The sequence below is a fragment of the Streptomyces sp. NPDC001194 genome, from assembly GCF_042896985.1.
Classification (GTDB): Bacteria; Actinomycetota; Actinomycetes; order Streptomycetales; family Streptomycetaceae; genus Streptomyces.
The window spans coordinates 1-16,505 of the sequence record NZ_JBIAXU010000019.1 but is presented as its reverse complement, the minus strand read 5'-3'; the positions used below and the strand labels follow the sequence as shown (position 1 = coordinate 16,505).

The window sequence follows — 16,505 nt, the reverse complement described above, 5'->3', positions numbered from 1 at the left end:
CCGACCGCCGGAGAATCCCCCACCGCGTATGTCACCTTGCGGCCCGCTCCGCTTCCAGACCCTGGCGACGCAGCACCACGGCCTGACGGATGTAATCCAAACCGGTGACCACGGTCAGCACGACGGCGGCCGCCATCACCCAGTAGCGCAGGGTCGCCAGCGGCCCGGTCAGCGCGAGGACGTACATGCCCACCGCCGTCCCCTGGACGAGGGTCTTGAGCTTGCCGCCCCGGCTGGCGGGAATCACCCCGTACCGGATGACCCAGAAACGCATGAGCGTGATCCCGAGTTCCCGCCCGAGGATCACCCCGGTGACCCACCAGGGCAGGTCTCCGAGCCAGGAGAGACAGATCAACGCCGACCCCATGATCGCCTTGTCGGCGATGGGGTCGGCGATCTTCCCGAAGTCCGTGACCAGGTTGTACGTACGGGCCAGGTGCCCGTCGAAGATGTCCGTGATCATGGCGACGGCGAACGCGGCCCAGGCCCATGCGCGCCACACCGGGTCGTACCCGCCGTCGGCGAGGAGGAGCAGGACGAATCCCGGCACCAGGACGAGCCGGATCATCGTCAGGATGTTCGCGATGTTCCACAGGCTGGCCTGATTGACCGCCGCGGCCCCCAGCTTCGCGCCGGGCGCGGGCCGGCGGCCGGTCCCGCCCGCCGCAGATGCCGGGACTCCGGTCATCCGGCCGCCTCCTCGTCGAGGTGCAGGGGCTCGGCCACCAGGTCCACGCCCAGCGTGCCGACCACCTTCGCCGTCACGATACGGCCGGGCACCAGGCCCGTGCTGTCCGTGAAGACGACCTGGCCGTCCGTCTCGGGAGCCTGGTGCGCGGCCCGCCCGTAGGCACCGTCACCGTCCTCGTCCACCGCTTCCACGGACTCGACGAGTACCTCCAGGGTCTCCCCGATCCGCTCCTCGGCGCGCTGCGAGGTGAGCTCCTCGGCGAGCCGCTGCATGTGCGCGAGCCGCTCGGCGATCGTCTCCTCGTCCAGCTTGTTGTCGTACGTGACGGCCTCGGTGCCGTCCTCGTCGGAGTAGCCGAAGACGCCGATCGCGTCGAGCCGCGCGTGGGTGAGGAAGCGCTCCAGCTCCTTGAAGTCCGACTCGCTCTCGCCGGGGAAGCCGACGATGAAGTTGGACCGGACGCCGGCCAGCGGGGCCTTGCTGCGGATGGTGTCCAGCAGCTCCAGGAACCGGTCCGTGTCGCCGAAGCGGCGCATGGCGCGCAGCACGTCGGGGGCCGAGTGCTGGAAGGACAGGTCGAAGTACGGCACGACCTTGGGGGTCGAGGTCAGCACGTCGATCAGGCCGGGCCGCATCTCGGCCGGCTGGAGGTAGCTGACGCGGACGCGCTCGATGCCGTCCACCGCGGCCAGCTCGGGCAGCAGGGTCTCCAGCAGGCGGATGTCGCCGAGGTCCTTGCCGTACGAGGTGTTGTTCTCGGAGACCAGCATGATCTCCTTGACGCCCTGCTCGGCGAGCCAGCGCGTCTCGCCCAGCACATCACTGGGGCGGCGCGAGATGAAGGAGCCGCGGAAGGACGGGATGGCGCAGAACGAGCAGCGCCGGTCGCAGCCGGAGGCCAGCTTGACCGAGGCGACCGGGCTCTTGTCCAGACGGCGGCGCAGGGGCGCGCGCGGCCCGGAGGCCGGGGCGACTCCGTCCGGGAGGTCGGCGGGGGCCTCGGCAGGCTCCTCGGCGGGCGCCGACTGGGCGTGGCCGGGCAGTGCCACCGCGCTCTCCTGGCGGGCCGCGGGGCTGATCGGCAGCAGCTTGCGCCGGTCACGCGGGGTGTGGGAGGCGTGGATGCCGCCGTTGAGGATGGTCTGGAGGCGGTCGGAGATGTCGGCGTAGTCGTCGAAGCCGAGCACGCCGTCGGCCTCGGGAAGCGCCTCGGCGAGCTCCTTGCCGTAGCGCTCGGCCATGCAGCCGACGGCGACGACGGCCTGGGTCTTGCCGTGATCCTTGAGATCGTTGGCTTCCAGCAGGGCGTCTACGGAGTCCTTTTTGGCGGCTTCGACGAAGCCGCAGGTGTTGACGACGGCTACGTCCGCATCGGCGGCGTCCTCGACGAGCTCCCAGCCATCCGCCGCCAAGCGGCCTGCGAGCTCCTCCGAGTCCACCTCGTTACGGGCGCAGCCAAGAGTGACAAGGGCGACGGTACGGCGTTCGGGCATGGACTCAAGACTACTTTGTCCAAACGGCGGCCCCCGCCCCAAGTCCCGGTAAACCAAGATCCCCGGGGTGCGGCGCAGCACCCCGGGGACCCGGAATCACGGATTCAGCGCTGTATCAGCCCGCCTGGGCCGCCCCCTGGCGGGGGTCGTCCTTGGTGTATGTGAGGCGTTCCACCTGACCCGGCTGGAAGTCGTCCTTGATCTCCTTGCCGTTCACGAAGAGCTTCACGACCCCGGCATCGCCGAGGACGAGGTCGATGGACTCCTTGTCCGTGAAGGTCTTGGACTCGCCCGGGGCCAGCGTCCCGTCGAACAGCAGGCGGCCGCTGTGGTCCTTGGCGGAGATCCAGCTCTCGCCGTCGTTGGCCGTCAGGACGACCGTGACGAGGTCCTTGGGCGCGGCGGCGATCGCACTGTCCGAGGGCTCCGGCTTGGGGGCCTTCGGCTGCTGCGGCTGGGCGGCCGGCTTGCCGGCCGACTGCTTGGGCGCCGCCTGCGGGGCGGCGGAGGCGTCCGCCACCGGCCGCTTGTCCTTGGCGTCGCCGCCGCTGAAGGCGGTGAAGCCCACGAAGCCGATCACGGCGACGATGGCGGCGACCATGGCCGCGGTCCAGTTGGGCCGCTGCCGCTCGGGACGGATGCGTTCGGCGTCGAACAACGGCGCGGCGGGCGTGGGTGCCGGCCGGCCGCCGTGGGCCGCGTCGTACGCGTCGACCAGGGGTTCCGGATCGGTGCGGACGGCGCGGGCGAGCGTACGGATGTGGCCGCGGGCGTAGACGTCGCCGCCGCACCGCGTGAAATCGTCAGCTTCGATCGCGTGCACGATCGGGATGCGCACGCGGGTGGTGGAACTGACCTCGTCGACAGTGAGCCCGGCGGCGATCCGGGCCTTCTTCAGGACCGTCCCGATGGACGGCCCTTCGGCCTTGCGTTCGATGATGCGGTCCTCGGACCGGTCGTCGGTCGAAGGACGCTCATCTTCGGGGGAGTTGGAGTTGCCGATGGACACGAGGGCGCCTTTCGAGCGTGTAGCCACCTGCTGGATGTCCAGTCTAGGGGGGTGACGAAAGGGTGGAGCAACCGGAGGGTGGACTTCCTACGCCATCCGAATGGCAAACCGAACAGTGTGGGAAGTCGGGGTGCTGCGGCGGCCCCGCACCGGACACGGCGGTGCCACCTCCCTCAACTTGACGCGGCCCCAAGGGAAACGGTTGCCCGCCCGCGAATCACGGTTGGGTCTCTCCCCGGATGACGGCCAGGACCCCGTCCAGCTCGTCCGCTTTGACCAGGACGTCGCGCGCTTTCGAACCCTCGCTCGGGCCGACGATTGCCCGCGACTCCATCAGGTCCATGAGCCGGCCGGCCTTCGCGAAGCCCACCCGGAGCTTGCGCTGGAGCATCGAGGTGGACCCGAACTGGGTGGAGACCACCAGCTCGGCCGCCTGGCACAGCAGGTCCAGGTCGTCGCCGATCTCCTCGTCGATCTCCTTCTTCTGCTTCTGCCCGACCGTGACGTCGTCCCGGAAGACGGGCGCCATCTGGTCCTTGCAGTGCTGCACGATCCCGGCGATCTCGTCCTCGGTGACGAAGGCGCCCTGGAGGCGGACCGGCTTGTTCGCCCCCATCGGCAGGAACAGCCCGTCACCCTTGCCGATCAGCTTCTCGGCGCCCGGCTGGTCCAGGATGACCCGGCTGTCGGCGAGCGAGGAGGTGGCGAAGGCGAGCCGTGAGGGCACGTTCGCCTTGATCAGGCCGGTGACCACGTCCACCGAGGGCCGCTGGGTGGCGAGCACCAGGTGGATGCCGGCCGCACGGGCCAGCTGGGTGATGCGGACGATCGAGTCCTCGACGTCGCGCGGGGCCACCATCATCAGGTCCGCGAGCTCGTCGACGATCACCAGCAGGTACGGGTACGGGCTGAGCTCCCGCTCGCTGCCCGGCGGCAGTTTGATCTTGCCGTCCCGGATGGCCTGGTTGAAGTCGTCGATGTGCCGGTAGCCGAAGGCGGCCAGGTCGTCGTAGCGCAGGTCCATCTCGCGCACGACCCACTGGAGCGCCTCGGCGGCCCGCTTGGGATTGGTGATGATCGGCGTGATCAGGTGCGGGATGCCCTCGTACGCCGTCAGCTCGACGCGCTTGGGGTCCACGAGCACCATCCGGACGTCCTCCGGGGTGGCCCGCACCATCACCGAGGTGATGAGGCAGTTGATGCAGGAGGACTTTCCGGAGCCGGTGGCGCCGGCGACGAGCACGTGCGGCATCTTCGCGAGGTTGGCCATGACGTAGCCGCCCTCGACGTCCTTGCCGAGCGCCACCAGCATCGGGTGGTCGTCCTCGGCCGCGTCCGCCAGCCGGAGCACGTCACCCAGGTTGACCATCTCTCGGTCGGTGTTCGGGATCTCGATGCCGACGGCCGACTTGCCCGGGATCGGGCTGATGATCCGGACGTCCGGCGAGGCCACGGCGTACGCGATGTTCTTCGCCAGCGCCGTGATCCGCTCGACCTTGACCGCCGCGCCGAGCGTGACCTCGTACCGGGTGACCGTCGGGCCCCGGGTGAAACCGGTGACCTGCGCGTCGACCTTGAACTCGGAGAACACGTTGGTCAGCGAGGCCACGACCGCGTCGTTGGCGGCGCTGCGGGTCTTGCCCGGCCCGCCCTTCTCCAGCAGATCGAGCGAGGGCAGGGCGTACGTGATGTCCCCGCGCAGCTGGAGCTGCTCGGCGCGGGGCGGCAGCGGCTGGGACGGCGGAGGGGCTTTGGTGAGGTCCGGGACGGACAGGGTCCCGGAGGCCGCGGCGGTGGTGGCGTGCGGTGCCTCGGCCGCCTCCGCGACGGGCTCGGGCTCCGGCTCCGCGGCCTTGGGCCGCTCCACCCGCGCGGGCGGCACCGGGGTGGTGATCTCGGCCCCCTCGCGCTCCGCCGAGATGCCGTGCGTGAGGTCGGCCACCAGCGGGGAGGGCGGCATTCCGCCGTAGACCACCCCGTCCAGCGCGGCGGCCGCCGCCGCGGCCACGTCGACGGCGTCCATCCCGCGCTCGGCGGCCGGCCGGGCCGGGGCCCGGCGCGGGCGCCGCCGCCGGGCGAGCGCCTGCTCCTCGGCCGCGTCGGCGGAACCGGCGGGACCGGCCGCGTCCGTGGACGCCCCCGGACCGGCGGCCCCCGACCGGGCCCGCCACTGCTCGGCGTCGTGCCGGTCGGCGGGGGCGCCGCCCTCCCCGTACCCCTCGTCGTACTCGTTCGGGGCGATGATCCCCAGCCGGATCCCCAGCCGCCGCAGCCGCTGCGGGATCGCGTTCACCGGGGTGGCGGTCACCACGAGCAGCCCGAAGATCGTGAGCAGCACCAGCATCGGCACGGCCAGCGGCGCGCCCATGGTGAAGATCAGCGGCTTCGAGGCGCCCCAGCCGATCAGTCCGCCCGCGTTCTGCATGGCGGTGGTGCCCTCGTCGCGGCCGGGCGCCCCGCAGGCGATGTGCACGAGGCCGAGGACGCCGATGGCGAGCGCGGAGAGGCCGACGCCGATCCGGCCGTTGGCGTCGGGCTGCTCGGGGTGGCGGATGAAACGTACCGCCATGACGCCGAGCAGGATCGGCACGAGCAGATCCAGTCGTCCGAAGGCGCCGGTGACCAGCATCGTGACCAGATCCCCGACGGGACCGCTCAGGTTCGACCAGGTACCGGCGGCGACGATCAGCGCCAGGGCGAGCAGCAGCAGCGCGACGCCGTCCTTGCGGTGGGCCGGGTCGAGGTTCTTGGCCCCCTGGCCGACTCCGCGGAAGACCGCGCCGACCGCGTGCGCGCAGCCCAGCCACACGGCGCGCACCAGCCGCACCACGCCCCCGGTGGGGGACGGCGCGGGCTTGGGCGGCGCCTTCCTGGCGGGGGCGCGCCGGGGCGCCGCGGTCTTCTTCGCGGCGGAACCGCGCGCGGCGGCCGCCTTCTTCGCCGGCGCCGTCGTCCGGCCGGTGCGGCCCTTCGCGGTGCCCGCTGCGCTCTGGGAACCCTTGCCGGACGTACGTGAGGCCATGGGGCCGAGGTTACCGGTGCGCGCGCCGGTGGACACGCGTGCCCACCCCTTCACCCGTTCGTGTCGCGCGTCGCGTCAGTGCTTTGACGCACCGCCAGACATGTCACCCGCGCCAACGGCCCGGCGTCCGGCCTCCGGACGCGCTCAGCCCTGCGCGGGCAGCACCGGCGTTCCCCCGCCGGTCCCGGGCTCCAGCGCGTCGAGCGCCCGCCTCAGTCCGGTGAGCTTGCGCTCCAGATGGGCCGCGGTCGCCACGACCGCCGCGTCGGCCGATTCCTCGCCGAGCTGCTTGGTCAGCGCCTCGGCCTGCTCCTCGACCGCAGCGAGCCGCGCGGAGAGCTCGGCCAGCAGGCCGGCCGTCTCCTTGCTGCCGTCGCCGTTGGAACCGCCGCCCTCCAGCTGGAGGCGCAGCAGCGCCGCCTGCTCCCGCAGCTGGCAGTTCTTCGTGTACAGCTCCACGAACACCGAGACCTTGGCCCGCAGCACCCACGGGTCGAAGGGCTTGGAGATGTAGTCCACCGCGCCGGCGGCGTAGCCGCGGAACGTGTGGTGCGGACCGTGGTTGATCGCGGTGAGGAAGATGATCGGGATGTCCCGGGTCCGCTCGCGCCGCTTGATGTGCGCGGCGGTCTCGAATCCGTCCATCCCGGGCATCTGCACATCCAGCAGGATGACCGCGAAATCGTCCGTCAGCAGCGCCTTGAGCGCTTCCTCCCCCGACGACGCCCGGACCAGTGTCTGATCGAGCGCGGAGAGGATGGCCTCCAGCGCCAGCAGATTCTCCGGCCGGTCGTCGACCAGGAGGATCTTGGCCTTCTGCACCATGCCCTGTCCTCCTCGCCCCGGCATGGGGCCTCCCCGGCTCCTGGCACCGGCCTGTACGCCGGGCCCCGCCCCAGAAGAGGACGGCATCCTTGCGCCGTCCGTCCTTGTGCCGGTCATCGTAGCCCCAGTCCCGAGATCGCCACACCCTGTCACCAGGATGTCACTGTGCACGAAGCAGAAACGGTGTGGGAGAGCAGAAGGTTCCCCGCCTCCCGCCCTTTCACACCGCTTTCGCCACAGTCAGTCAGCAATTGGTATCAGAGTGCTCGCCCGTTGATCACTTGCCGCGCATCCACTGTTCCATGACCGACAGCAGATAGTCCGGGTCGACCGGCTTGGTGACATAGTCGGAAGCACCGGAGTCGATCGCCTTCTCCCGGTCCCCCTTCATCGCCTTCGCCGTCAGCGCGATGATCGGCAGCCCCGCGAACTGCGGCATCCGCCGGATCGCCGAGGTCGTCGCGTACCCGTCCATCTCCGGCATCATGATGTCCATCAGTACGACCGTCACATCGTCGTGCTGCTCCAGGACTTCGATGCCCTCCCGGCCGTTCTCCGCGTACAGCACCGCGAGTCCGTGCTGCTCCAGCACGCTGGTCAGCGCGAACACGTTGCGCACGTCGTCGTCGACGATGAGCACCTTCTCGCCGTGGAAGTCGTACGACCTGGGCAGCACCGGAAGATCCTCCTCCGGATTGACCCAACCCTCCCCGGGCCCCTGCGCGTTCGGCTGCCCCGGCACCGCCGTCCGCGGCTCCAGGTCGCTCAGCGCCTTGCGCCGCCGCCGGAACAGCGCGGCTCCGCCCTGCCCCTGCCCGGCCGGCTCGGCGGCCGGCAGCGCCGGCCGGACGTGCTGCGCGTGCTGCGGCTGCGCCGCGGAGACCGGCGCCGCCGGGGCCGCCGGCAGCGCGGGCCGCGCCCCGTCGACCTGCCTGCGGTACACCTCGCCGCGCCCGCCGCCGGGCGTGGGCGGCGCGTACCCCTGCGGCGGCAGCTCGCTCGGGTGCAGCGGCAGGTACAGCGTGAACGTGGAGCCTCGGCCGGGCTCGCTCGCCGCGTGGATCTCCCCGCCCAGCAGCCGGGCGATCTCCCGGCTGATGGACAGCCCGAGCCCCGTGCCGCCGTACTTCCTGCTGGTCGTCCCGTCGGCCTGCTTGAACGCCTCGAAGATCACCAGCATCTTGCTCGCCGCGATCCCGATCCCGGTGTCCGTCACCGAGAAGGCGATCAGGTCCGCGTCCGCCTCCCGCAGCGAACCGGCCTCCAGCAGCTGCTCGCGGATCGCCATCGGCACGTCCGCGCCGGCGGGCCGGATCACCAGCTCCACCGCCCCGGTGTCGGTGAACTTCACCGCGTTCGACAGCAGGTTGCGCAACACCTGGAGCAGCCGCTGCTCGTCCGTGTGCAGGGTCGCGGGCAGCTCCGGGGAGACCCGTACCGAGAAGTCCAGGCCCTTCTCCGCGGTCAGCGGCCGGAAGGTCGCCTCCACGTAGTCCACGAGCTGCACGAGCGCGATCCGCGTCGGCGAGACGTCCATCTTCCCGGCCTCGACCTTCGACAGGTCCAGGATGTCGTTGATCAGCTGGAGCAGGTCCGAGCCCGCCCCGTGGATCGTCTCCGCGAACTCCACCTGCTTCGGCGACAGGTTCTCGTCCGCGTTGTCCGCGAGCAGCTTGGCCAGGATCAGCAGCGAGTTGAGCGGCGTCCGCAGCTCGTGCGACATGTTCGCCAGGAACTCGGACTTGTAGCGCATCGACACCGCGAGCTGCTCGGCACGCTCCTCCAGGACCTGCCGGGCCTCCTCGATCTCGGTGTTCTTCACCTCGATGTCCCGGTTCTGCTGGGCCAGCAGCTCCGCCTTCTCCTCCAGCTCGGCATTGGCGGCCTGCAGCGCCTTCTGCCGGTTCTCCAGCTCGTCGGAGCGCTCTCGCAGCTGCTCGGTCATCTCCTGCGACTGCTTGAGCAGCATCTCCGTCTTGGAGTTGACGCTGATCGTGTTGACGCTCGTACCGATCATCTCGGCGATCTGGCTCAGGAAGTCCTTCTGGATCTGCGTGAAGGGCTGGAAGGACGCCAGCTCGATGACGCCGAGCACCTTCCCCTCGAACAGCACCGGCAGCACGATCACGTGCGCCGGCGGAGCCTCCCCGAGACCGGAGGAGATCTTCAGGTAGCCGGGCGGGGTGTTCTCGACCAGGATCGTCCGCTTCTCCTCGGCGACGGTCCCGATCAGCCCCTCCCCCGGCCGGAAGGAGGTGGGCACCGCCCCGCCCGCGTACGCGTAACTCCCGCGCATCCGCAGCTCGTACGAACCGTCGGGACCGCCGTCGGTCCCGATCTCGGTGGTGGCCCCCGAGGGCAGCGCCAGGAAGAACGCCCCGTGCTGCGCCGAGACCACCGGGGTCAGCTCGCTCATGATCAGCGAGGCCACGTCGTCCAGCTCGCGGCGGCCCTGCATCAGGGCCGAGATCCGGGCGAGGTTGCCCTTCAGCCAGTCCTGCTCCTTGTTGGCCAAGGTGGTGTCGCGCAGGTTCGCGATCATCGTGTTGATGTTGTCCTGGAGGACCTGGATCTCGCCCGCCGCGTCCACGTCGATCTTCAGGTTGAGGTCGCCGCGCGTCACCGCCGTGGCCACGGCCGCGATCGCGCGCACCTGCCGGGTCAGGTTCCCGGCCATCTCGTTCACGGACTCCGTGAGGTCGCGCCAGGTGCCGTCCACGTCGCGCACCCGCGCCTGGCCGCCCAGGATGCCCTCGGTACCCACCTCGCGCGCCACCCGCGTGACCTGGTCGGCGAACGAGGACAGCTGGTCGACCATCGTGTTGATCGTCGTCTTCAGCTCCAGGATCTCGCCCCGGGCGTCGATGTCGATCTTCTTGGTCATGTCGCCCTTGGCGATGGCGGTCGTGACCATGGCGATCTGCCGCACCTGGCCGGTGAGGTTGGAGGCCATGAAATTCACCGAATCGGTCAGGTCCTTCCACGTACCCGACACACCCGGCACGTGCGCCTGGCCGCCGAGCCGGCCCTCCGTACCCACCTCGCGGGCCACGCGCGTGACCTCGTCAGCGAAGGAGGACAGGGTCTTCACCATCGTGTTGACGGTGTCGGCGAGCTGCGCGACCTCGCCGCGCGCCTCGACCGTGACCGCCTTGGTCAGGTCGCCGTTGGCGACCGCCGCCGAGACCTGCGAGATGTTGCGCACCTGCGAGGTCAGGTTGTTGGCCATCAGGTTGACGTTGTCGGTCAGGTCCTTCCAGATGCCGGTCACCCCGCGCACCCGCGCCTGCCCGCCGAGGATGCCCTCGGAACCCACCTCACGGGCGACCCGCGTCACCTGCTCCGCGAACGAGGACAGCTGGTCCACCATCGTGTTCACGGTGGTGACGAGTTCGAGGATCTCGCCCTTCGCGTCCACGGTGATCTTCTTGGAGAGGTCGCCCATCGCGACCGCCGTCGTCACCTCGGCGATGTTGCGCACCTGCGAGGTCAGGTTGTTCGCCATGAAGTTGACGGACTGCGTGAGGTCCTTCCAGGTACCGGAGACCCCCTTCACCTCCGCCTGACCGCCCAGGATCCCCTCGGTGCCCACCTCGCGGGCGACGCGGGTCACCTGCTCCGCGAAGTTCGAGAGCTGGTCCACCATCGTGTTGAGGGTGTTCTTCAGCTCCAGGATCTCGCCGCGCGCGTCCACGTCGATCTTCTGCGAGAGGTCGCCGCGGGCCACCGCCGTCGCGACCTGCGCGATGTTGCGCACCTGCGAGGTCAGGTTCCCGGCCATGCCGTTCACCGAGTCCGTGAGGTCGCGCCACACGCCGGCCACCCCGGGCACCTGCGCCTGCCCGCCGAGCCGGCCCTCCGTACCCACGTCCCGGGCCACCCGCGTCACCTGCTCGGCGAACGCCGAGAGCTGGTCGACCATCGTGTTGATGGTGTTCTTCAGCTCCAGGATCTCGCCGCGCGCGTCCACGTCGATCTTCTGCGAGAGGTCGCCGCGGGCCACCGCCGTGGTCACCTGCGCGATCTGCCGCACCTGGGAGGTCAGATTGCCCGCCATGAAGTTGACGGAGTCGGTGAGCTCCTTCCAGGTGCCCGAGACCCCCTCCACCCGTGCCTGGCCGCCGAGGCGGCCCTCCGTGCCCACGTCACGGGCCATCCGCGTGACCTGATCGGCGAAGGAGGACAGCTGGTCCACCATCGTGTTCACGGTGTTCTTCAGCTGGAGCATCTCGCCCGAGACGTCCACGGTGACCTTCTGCGACAGATCGCCGTTGGCCACCGCCGTCGTCACCTGCGCGATGTTGCGCACCTGGCCGGTCAGATTGCGGAAGGCGGTGTTCACCGAATCGGTGAGGTCCTTCCACGTACCCGCCGCGCCCGGCACCTGCGCCTGACCGCCCAGCTCACCCTCGACGCCGACCTCACGGGCCACTCGCGTCACTTCGGCACCGAAGGACTGGAGCTGGTCCACCATCGTGTTGACGGTGTTCTTCAGCTCCAGCATCTCGCCGGCCACGTCCACGGTGACCTTCTGCGACAGATCGCCGTTGGCCACCGCCGTCGTCACCTGCGCGATGTCCCGCACCTGCGTGGTCAGGTTGCGGAAGACCGTGTTCACCGAATCGGTGAGGTCCTTCCACGTACCCGCCGCACCCGGCACCTGCGCCTGACCGCCCAGCAGGCCCTTCGCCCCGACCTCGCTGGCCACGCGGGTGACCTCGTCCGCGAAGGTGCGCAGCGTCTCCGTCATCTGGTTGATCGTTTCGGCCAGCTGCGCCACCTCGCCGCGCGCGCTGACCCGTACCTTCTGCGACAGGTCGCCATTGGCCACAGCCGTCGTGACCTGCGCGATCCCGCGCACCTGAGCCGTCAGGTTGCCCGCCATGGTGTTGACGGAGTCGGTCAGGTCCTTCCACACACCCGCGACCCCGGGCACCTTCGCCTGGCCGCCGAGCTCACCCTCCGTACCCACCTCACGGGCGACCCGCGTCACCTCGGAGGAGAACGAGGACAGCTGGTCCACCATGGTGTTCACGGTGTTCTTCAGCTGCAGCATCTCGCCGGCCACGTGCACCGTGACCTTGCGCGACAGATCGCCCTTCGCGACCGCCGTCGTGACGAGAGCGATGTCACGCACCTGAGCGGTGAGCCGGTACGCCATCGTGTTGACGGAGTCGGTCAGATCCTTCCAGGAACCCGACATCCCGCGCACCTGGGCCTGACCGCCGAGCTTGCCCTCGGTGCCCACCTCCAGCGCGACCCGCGTCACCTCGTCGGTGAACGCGGACAACTGGTCGACCAGGTTGTTGACCGTACGCCCGACCTTCAGGAACTCACCGCGCAGCGGATGCCCGGCCCCCTCCGCGGCCTGCGTCCGCAGGTCCATCCGCTGGTCCAGATCACCCTCGGCGACCGCCGACAGCACCCGGCCCACCTCGGACACCGGCCGGGCGAGATCGTCCACCAGCTGGTTCGAGGCATCGATCGCGGCCGCCCAGGAGCCCTCGCAGGCGCCTGTTTCCAGCCTTTCGCTCAGCTTTCCCTCGCGGCCCACCATCCGCCGCACCCGGGAGAGCTCTCCCGTCAGATGGAGGTTCCGGTCGGCGACCTCGTTGTAGACGGCGGCGATCTCCGCCATCACACCGTCGCCGGACACCGTCAGCCGCTTGCGGAAGTTCCCGTCCCGCATCGACACCAGGGCCGTGAGCAGCCGGTTCAGGGCCGCGGTATCGACTTCCGTCGTGCCGTTGCGGCGGGACCTCCCGCCCTTCGGGCGCGTTCCCGTACGTCGCACCGCTGCGCCAGACTCCACCGTGTCCCTCCCGAAAGGGTCGACCGCTGTTCCACCGACACCCGGCGAGCGCACGCCCGGCTATCCGATCCTGCCCAGTGTTTCACCCTGACCGAACCCGGCCATAACACTTCGGCACCATCGCACACCGGCCGCACCCTGCGGGTGGAATCCCTGACGACGGCACCATGCCGACCGCGAAGGTAAGTAACCTGGCACCCGATGTCCAACCGCGTCGAAGGAGATTCGTGATCACGGCTCGGGCGGCTGCCAGCTTCGACCCCCTCGGGCGCTCGGTCGCCGCGGCCCGGGCGTTCGTCCGCGACACCCTGCAGGGATGGGGCTTCGCGGACATCGTCGACGACGCCGTGGTGCTCACCAGCGAGCTCGTCACCAACGCCGTGGTCCACGCCGGCACCAAGGCCGAGGTGCTCTGCCTGCGCTCCGGGGACGGGGTACGGGTCGAGATCGCCGACCGCTATCCGGAACGCGAGCTCCCCCTCCAGCACCCGGGCGAGCGCCCGTACGCCGACCCCGACCGGGAGAGCGGCCGCGGACTGATGCTCTGCGCCGCCCTCGCCACGCGCTGGGGAGTCGAGTACACGGCCACCCACAAGCACGTGTGGTTCCGGCTCGACCTCCCGGACCGGCCGGTCGGTACCCGATCCGCCGGACCCGTCGTCCCGGACCGCCTCCTGCCCCTCGCCGACAGCCGGGTGCGCGTCGCCGTCCTCCAGATCGACGCCTCCGACTCGATCTCCGCCTGGAACGAGGACGCCGAGCACGTCTTCGGCTATTCCGCCGAGAAGGTCGTCGGCCGCCCCCTCGCCGAGCTCGCGGCCTGGCCCCAGACCCCCGGCACCGGCACCGGCATCGCCGAGGCCCTGCGCCTCTCCCGCTGGGAGGGCAGCTACGGCATCCGCGGCGCCGACGGCCGCGTGATCCCCGTGTACGCATCCCACCTGCGGGTACGCGATGCCCATGGCGAGCCCTCCATCGTCTGCCTCCTGGTCCACGACGACGAGCGGGCCCTGCTCCAGACCCCCGTCCGGGTGGCCTCCGCCGACAGCCTCCAGCTCACCGAGCCCCGCCCCGCGGACCCCTTCGAGGTCTTCATCGGCTCCCCCGCCCCCGACGACCTCGACGGGCTCCTCCAGCGCACCGTCGAACGCGCCCGCGACATGCTCGACGCCGACTCCGCCTTCCTGCTGCTGGCCACCGACGACGAGACGGAGCTCGAGGTCCGCGCAACGACCGGGCTCCCCTCGACCCGCCAGCGCTTCGCCCGAGTCCCCGTCGAGGCCGGCACCAACCGGTACGGCTCCGCCCGCATGCCCGCCGTCCACGACGACCTCGCCGCCGTCCCCGGAGCCGTACCGCTCCTGGAGGCCACCGGCATGCGCTCGGTGATCACCGTCCCGCTCAAGGTCGAAGGCCGGCTCACCGGCTCGCTCGGCGTCGCCGCCGAGAACCCCGGCCGCTACTCCAACGCCGAGGCGCTGCGGCTCCAGTTCGCCGCCGACCGCATCGCCCTCGCCGTCGAATCCGCCCGCCTCGGCGAGCTGGAACGACTGCGCCGCGGCTCCCTGTCCTTCCTCGTCGAGGCCTCCGACCTGCTGGCCGGCACCCTCGACCGGGACCAGACCCTGGCCCTCATGGCCCAGATGACCGTCCCGACCCTGGCCACCTGGTGTGCCGTGTACACGATCGCCGACCAGTCCTCGGATCCGTACCTCTCGTACGTCCTGCACGAGGACGAGGAGCGCATCGACGGCCTGAAGGCCCTCCTGTCCCGTGTCAGCCCGCCCGAACCGGTCCGCGAGGCCGGCGCCCGCCCCTGGCCTGAGACGGCCCAGGCGGTCGGCGGGGAGACCGTCGTCCTCCCGTTGCTGGCCCGCAACCGCGTGATCGGCATGCTCACCCTCGGCAAGCCCTCCGAGGAGCACTTCCGCCAGGAGATCCTCGAGCTCGCGGAGGACCTCTCCCGCCGGGCCGCCCTCGCCCTCGACAACGCCCGCCTCTACTCGGAGCGCACGGCGATCAGCCGCTCCCTGCAGCGCAGCCTGCTCCCTCCCGGCTCCCCCGCGATCCCCGGCATGGAGGTCGAGGTCATCTACCGCGCGGCCGGCGAGGGCAACGAGGTGGGCGGCGACTTCTACGACGTCTTCCCGATCCGCGACGGCGCGTACGGCTTCGCCATCGGCGACGTCTGCGGTACGGGCCCCGAGGCCGCCGCCGTCACCGGCCTCGCCCGGCACGCCCTGCGCCTGCTGGCCCGCGAAGGTCTCGGCGGCCCGGCCGTACTGGAGCGGCTCAACGCGGCCATCCTCGACGAGGGCGCCCGCAGCCGCTTCCTGACCCTCCTCTACGGGGAGCTCCACCCGCAGCCGGACGGCGGCGCCCTGATGAAGGTCGTCTGCGCGGGCCACCCGCTGCCGCTCCGCCTCCGACCGGACGGTCAGGTCACCGCGGCCGCGGACCCGCAGCCCCTGCTCGGCGTGATCGACGACCTCGACCTCTACGAACAGACCCTCATGCTCGACCCCGGCGATGTGCTGCTCTGCGTCACGGACGGCGTGACGGAACGCCGCGAGGGCACGCGCATGCTGGGCGACGACGGCCTCACCGAGGTGCTCACCACCTGTACGGGCCTCACCGCCGGCGCGGTAGCCGCCCGCGTCCTGCGCGCGGTGGAGCGCTTCGCGGCCGAACCGGCCTCGGACGACATGGCCATCCTGGCCTTCCGCGTCCCCCAGCAGCGCACGGGCGACTAGCCGGAGCTCATGCGGCGGGTGGCGGAGCGCAGTGCGAAGGCCATGACGACCTCGAAAACGCCCAGCAGGACGAGCCAGAGCCCCAGCAGCCGGGTCAGCGCGACCGCGGAGTCCACCGGGAAGCACAGCACGACGATTCCGGCGACGGTGCCGAGGGCGCCCAGGCCGAAGAGCAGGCCCCGGTGCACAAGTGCGCGGTCCGCGATCGCGGTGTAGGCCGTGAGTACTCCGGTCAGCAGCCAGAACACCCCGAGGATCAGGGACAGTGCGCCGATGGTCTGCATCGGATGCCGCAGCACGAGGACGCCGGCCAGGAGCGCCAGCATGGCGACCAGGATGCCCGCCAGTCTGCTGCCGCCGTCGTTGCTGTGCGAGAAGGCGGAGACGAAGCGGAAGACACCCACCACAAGCAGCTGCAGACCGATGATGACGGCCAGGATGTGCAGCGTCTCGTCGGGCCAGACGAGTACCAGAATGCCGGGGATCAGGGTCGCGAGGGCGAAGCCGAGTGCCCAGTGCCAGGTGCCTCCGACCTGCTTGAGGACGTCCTCGGGGTCGCTCTGCGGGTGCTTCGGTGCCGCGTCGAACGGAACGGTCATCACGCCTCCCAGGGTTCCCCCCTTCCCGCTCAGTTTAGGGAGGTGCGCTGCAGCCCGCCCGTCCGGCGCCGGAGTCGACTCCCGGAAACGCAAAAAGGCCCCCGCCATGAGGCGGGGGCCTTTTCTTTGGAGCCCTTTAACGGAATCGAACCGTTGACCTTCTCCTTACCATGGAGACGCTCTACCGACTGAGCTAAAAGGGCGGGTTGTTCGGCGGCGTCCTACTCTCCCACAGGGTCCCCCCTGCAGTACCATCGGCGCTGAAAGGCTTAGCTTCCGGGTTCGGAATGTAACCGGGCGT

The 16,505-nt window shown here is 70.5% G+C and carries 8 protein-coding genes, 1 tRNA gene and 1 rRNA gene; 1 reads left to right on the top strand and 9 read right to left on the bottom strand.

Annotated elements, in window-relative coordinates; all coding sequences use genetic code 11:
- Positions 1-31: 31 nt before the first annotated feature.
- From pgsA to ACFY1T_RS28935, 6 genes are all read right to left on the bottom strand, one after another.
- A complete protein-coding gene (gene pgsA / locus ACFY1T_RS28960) occupies positions 32-688 on the bottom strand; it encodes a CDP-diacylglycerol--glycerol-3-phosphate 3-phosphatidyltransferase (protein WP_030859703.1) in 657 nt (218 codons plus the stop codon).
- On the bottom strand, positions 685-2,184 hold the full coding sequence (rimO, locus tag ACFY1T_RS28955) for a 30S ribosomal protein S12 methylthiotransferase RimO (RefSeq protein WP_390790770.1): 1,500 nt from the start codon (positions 2,182-2,184) through the stop codon (positions 685-687). Before rimO ends, pgsA begins: the two co-directional genes overlap by 4 nt.
- A gap of 115 nt (positions 2,185-2,299) precedes the next feature.
- Entirely contained in the window at positions 2,300-3,193 is an 894-nt protein-coding gene (locus ACFY1T_RS28950) for a helix-turn-helix domain-containing protein (RefSeq protein WP_390790769.1), read from the bottom strand.
- Between the two features lie 217 nt (positions 3,194-3,410).
- The gene (locus ACFY1T_RS28945; RefSeq protein WP_390790768.1) at positions 3,411-6,215 is read right to left on the bottom strand and encodes a DNA translocase FtsK; all 2,805 of its coding nucleotides are present in this window, start codon (positions 6,213-6,215) and stop codon (positions 3,411-3,413) included.
- Between the two features lie 144 nt (positions 6,216-6,359).
- Complete coding sequence (locus ACFY1T_RS28940; RefSeq protein ID WP_366104583.1) at positions 6,360-7,040, bottom strand: response regulator; 681 nt, start codon at positions 7,038-7,040, stop codon at positions 6,360-6,362.
- 277 nt (positions 7,041-7,317) lie between these two features.
- Positions 7,318-12,852: a HAMP domain-containing protein gene (locus ACFY1T_RS28935; protein ID WP_390790767.1), complete on the bottom strand. Its 5,535-nt coding sequence runs from the start codon at positions 12,850-12,852 to the stop codon at positions 7,318-7,320.
- 167 nt (positions 12,853-13,019) lie between these two features.
- Here ACFY1T_RS28935 and ACFY1T_RS28930 point away from each other — a divergent pair, with 167 nt between their 5' ends.
- A complete protein-coding gene (locus ACFY1T_RS28930; protein WP_390790766.1) occupies positions 13,020-15,605 on the top strand; it encodes a SpoIIE family protein phosphatase in 2,586 nt (861 codons plus the stop codon).
- Here the strand turns inward: ACFY1T_RS28930 and ACFY1T_RS28925 are convergent.
- From ACFY1T_RS28925 to rrf, 3 genes are all read right to left on the bottom strand, one after another.
- Entirely contained in the window at positions 15,602-16,204 is a 603-nt protein-coding gene (locus ACFY1T_RS28925; RefSeq protein WP_390790765.1) for an HdeD family acid-resistance protein, read from the bottom strand. The two genes, ACFY1T_RS28930 and ACFY1T_RS28925, sit on opposite strands and share 4 nt — an antisense overlap.
- A gap of 127 nt (positions 16,205-16,331) precedes the next feature.
- A tRNA-Thr gene (locus ACFY1T_RS28920) sits at positions 16,332-16,407 on the bottom strand.
- A gap of 5 nt (positions 16,408-16,412) precedes the next feature.
- A 5S ribosomal RNA gene (gene rrf, locus ACFY1T_RS28915) occupies positions 16,413-16,505 on the bottom strand; the annotation flags it as partial.

What these genes read in the sequence shown, in the direction of transcription:
- pgsA (WP_030859703.1), bottom strand. Translation starts at nt 688, where the DNA reads ATGACCGGAGTCCCGGCATCTGCGGCGGGCGGGACCGGCCGCCGGCCC.
- rimO (WP_390790770.1), bottom strand. Translation starts at nt 2,184, where the DNA reads ATGCCCGAACGCCGTACCGTCGCCCTTGTCACTCTTGGCTGCGCCCGT.
- ACFY1T_RS28945 (WP_390790768.1), bottom strand. Translation starts at nt 6,215, where the DNA reads ATGGCCTCACGTACGTCCGGCAAGGGTTCCCAGAGCGCAGCGGGCACC.
- ACFY1T_RS28940 (WP_366104583.1), bottom strand. Translation starts at nt 7,040, where the DNA reads ATGGTGCAGAAGGCCAAGATCCTCCTGGTCGACGACCGGCCGGAGAAT.
- ACFY1T_RS28930 (WP_390790766.1), top strand. Translation starts at nt 13,020, where the DNA reads ATGCCGACCGCGAAGGTAAGTAACCTGGCACCCGATGTCCAACCGCGT.
- ACFY1T_RS28925 (WP_390790765.1), bottom strand. Translation starts at nt 16,204, where the DNA reads ATGACCGTTCCGTTCGACGCGGCACCGAAGCACCCGCAGAGCGACCCC.